Here is a 3,437-nt window from a genome sequence, read left to right on the forward strand (position 1 = left end):
ACACGTCGAAAATCGCCTCGGGGTGGTTCACCAAGTAGGTGTCCAGCGGGTCGTCGCTGGCCACGAAGGCCGCGATCGCGTCCTGGCCGGCGCGGCCCGCGCGGCCGATCTGCTGGAACAACGACGCGCGGGTGCCCGGCCAGCCTGCGACCAGGACTGCATCGAGACCGGAAATGTCAATGCCCAGCTCCAGCGCGGACGTGCTCGAGACGCCCAACAGTTCACCGGAGCGCAGCGCCTTTTCCAGGGCCCGCCGCTCCTCCGGCAGATAGCCCGAGCGGTACGCGGCCACACGCTGGGGCAGGCTGGGATCCACCTCGTCGAGGAGGCGTTTGGCGATGGAGGAAATCGACTCTGCCCCGCGCCTGGACTTGATGAACGCAATGGTCCTGGTCCGCGAGGACACCAGGTTGGCCAGCAGGTCGGCGGTCTCGGCGACTGCCGTCCGGCGCTCCTTGGCACCGTTTTCGCCCCGGAGTTCGGTCAGTGCCGGCTCCCAAAACGCCACCGTCGTGGACCCGTGGGGCGAGCTGTCTTCGGAAACGGCCCGCACGGGCGCGCCGATCAGCCGGCCGAAGGACTGCCCGGGTTCAGACGCCGTGGCGGACGCCGCGATGAACACCGGTCCGGGATGCGAGCCGCCCGGGCTGTAATAGGCACAGATCCGACGCAGCCGGCGCATGAGGTTTGCCACATGGGAGCCGAAGACGCCGCGGTAGCTGTGGGCTTCGTCCACGATCACGTAGCGGAGGCGCCGGAAGAACCTGGCCCACCAGGCATGGTTCGGGAGAATGCCGAAGTGCAGCATGTCCGGGTTGGCGAGGATGAAGTTCGCGTGGTCCCGGATCCAGCGCCGGGACGCGGGATCGGTGTCGCCGTCGTAGGTTTCGGCCCGGACTGTGGGGAGCTTCAGTGCCCTGATCGCCGCCAACTGGTCGGCGGCGAGCGCCTTGGTCGGGGACAGGTAGAGGGTCACGGCCCCGTCGTCGTGGATTTTCCCGGGATCGGACAGGACCCTGAGCTCGGAACGGTGGATCGCGTCCAGGGCCGGCAGCTGATACGCCAGGGACTTGCCGGACGCGGTGCCGGTGGCGATGACCACGTTCTCTCCGCCGTGGGCCAGTTCGGCGGCCCGGACCTGGTGAAGGTAGGGCTCGTGGATGCCCAGGGAACCGTAGGCTGCCACGAGATCCGGGTGCGACCACTGTGGCCACGGCGCATTGACGGCCTGGCGGGCGGGGATCGTCCGCACATGACGCAGCTGTTCCGGGTCCGGACCTCGGCCCAGCAACGGAATCAGGGACTCATGCGGGTTCACTCACATATTCTTTCATCCGCCCTCAAATCGCCCATGCCCGGCACTCAGCCCGGCACGCAGCCCGGCAGGCGCTGCGGCTTCGCGCGGTGGCTTCGGCGCGGCTGCCCGGCAAACGCGTTGCCCCGGGCGAGCGCCCGCCGGACGGCCGGCGCTCGCGGCGCCTCAGCCCACGGACAGGTCGGCCCCTTCGTCGGACGTCGACAACATCAGGACGTGGCACACCTCGCGCCAGCCGAGGTGCGAATAGAGTTTTTGGCCGTCCAGCGAGGCGAGCAGCAGCCCGGAGTCGACGTCGTGTTCGAACGCCTGGGCTGCCAGGGCCTTCATGATGAAGCTGCCCAGCCCCCGCCGCTGGTAAGCCTCTGACGTCACGATGTTGTCGAAGATGGCGGTATGTCCCACCACAAACACGCGTCCGCTCGCGGCGACGTCCTCGCCGGCGCTGACCACCGCGTGGTGGGCGCCGTCGGTCCGGGACGTCTCGAGCCTGAGGTCGTCATCCGAAAGCCAGGGGTCCTCCGAATCCTGGGTCTCCATGTCCACGATCATCATGGTTTGGGAGGCCGAGGTGACATGCAGCCCATTCCGCTGCCCCAGTATGGTGAATCGGGCCACATCGTTGGTGAGGATGGTGAGGACCCGGGCCGGCGCTTCGGCCGTCTTTGCCGCCAGCGCCTCGAACTCCGCGTCGGACGGATCGTAGGCGAAGTACTCCCATTCGTGGGTGGTGTCACCGCGAAAGGCCGCGGGGAACCTGCCCTCCCTGCGCGTCTCATATCCGCGGCAGCCGGCCCATCCGGCAACCCAGATTTCCAGCAGGTGAGTGGTGTCTTCAACCATGGCGTCAAGACTCATGTGATGAGCGTATTCCAGCAGTGCCACAAGCAACAGGGGCCGGGTCGGGGGAAGCCGCTTGCTTATCCAATTGTGACTGTCGCCCGGCCGCCCGCCCCAGCAAGTACCCTTAAAAGCGTGGCTTTGAACAGGATTGTCCTCTTTTACGGATTCACCCCCCTGCCTGACCCGGACGCCGTCCGGCTCTGGCAGCGCGCCCTGTGCGAAAAACTCGGACTAACCGGCCGCATCATCCTTTCCAAGGACGGCATCAACGCCACGGTCGGCGGAGAACTGAACGCCGTGAAGCAGTACGTCAAAACCACGCGCGAGTACAAGGGCTTCCAGGGCATCGACGTGAAGTGGTCCGATGGCGGCGCGGCGGACTTCCCGCGGCTCAGCGTCAAGGTGCGGGACGAAATCGTTTCCTTCGGCGCCCCGGGCGAACTCAAAGTCGACGCCGGCGGAGTGGTGGGCGGCGGAACCCACCTCAAACCCGAGGAACTCCACGAACTCATTGAAGCCAAGAAACAGCAGGGCGACGAAGTCGTGTTCTTCGACGGCCGGAACGGGTTCGAGGCCCAGATCGGCAAGTTCAAGGACGCCGTCGTTCCCGATGTCGCCACCACCCACGACTTCATCAAGGAACTCGACTCCGGCAAATACGACGCCCTCAAGGACAAGCCGGTTGTCACCTACTGCACCGGCGGCATCCGCTGCGAGGTGCTGTCGAGCCTCATGGTGAACCGCGGGTTCAAGGAGGTCTACCAGCTCGACGGCGGCATTGTCCGCTACGGCGAGGCCTTCAAGGACCAGGGCCTGTGGGAGGGCTCACTGTATGTGTTCGACAAGCGCATGCACGTCGAGTTCAGCGGGGACGCCAAGACGATCGGCGAGTGCGTCCGCTGCTCGGCACCCACGAGCAAGTTCGAAAACTGCTCGAATCCGTCCTGCCGGACCCTGACGCTCTATTGCGCCGGGTGCGCCGCGAGCCCCGACACCCTGCGGTGCCCCGAGGGCTGCGCCGCCTGAGGCGCGAGCCGGACATTTGGCCGGCCGGGAACCCTCAGATGCGGCTCACCCGGTACGCGAAGTTTGCCGGTGCGTTCGCATCCACTTTGATGGAGAGCGACGCATCTGCGGCCAGTTGCACCACGTTCACCCTGGACGTCCCGCACCGGAGGCTCAGGTCCACGAGTTCGTTCTCACCGTTCTCGATGGAAAAGGACACGCGGCGGGTGCTCCGGCAGGCCAGGGTCAGGGCGTAAGTACCCTTGGGCAGCTG

3 protein-coding genes and 1 pseudogene are annotated in these 3,437 nt (G+C 66.4%); 1 reads left to right on the forward strand and 3 read right to left on the reverse strand.

The genetic code is table 11. The features are described from left to right. Together LQV45_RS21615 and LQV45_RS21620 are read right to left on the reverse strand one after the other, a co-directional pair. The coding region (locus LQV45_RS21615; protein WP_230008760.1) for a DEAD/DEAH box helicase at positions 1–1,318 on the reverse strand (1,318 nt) is incomplete at its 3' end. A 162-nt stretch (positions 1,319–1,480) separates the two neighbouring features. Continuing rightward, on the reverse strand, positions 1,481–2,173 hold the full coding sequence (locus LQV45_RS21620; protein WP_230008761.1) for a GNAT family N-acetyltransferase: 693 nt from the start codon (positions 2,171–2,173) through the stop codon (positions 1,481–1,483). A 117-nt stretch (positions 2,174–2,290) separates the two neighbouring features. Here LQV45_RS21620 and LQV45_RS21625 point away from each other — a divergent pair, with 117 nt between their 5' ends. Continuing rightward, positions 2,291–3,184: a rhodanese-related sulfurtransferase gene (locus LQV45_RS21625; protein WP_028277710.1), complete on the forward strand. Its 894-nt coding sequence runs from the start codon at positions 2,291–2,293 to the stop codon at positions 3,182–3,184. A 34-nt stretch (positions 3,185–3,218) separates the two neighbouring features. Here the strand turns inward: LQV45_RS21625 and LQV45_RS21630 are convergent. Beyond that, positions 3,219–3,437: pseudogene (locus LQV45_RS21630) on the reverse strand (hypothetical protein); the annotation flags it as partial.

The sequence above is a fragment of the Microbacterium sp. Bi128 genome, from assembly GCF_918698205.1.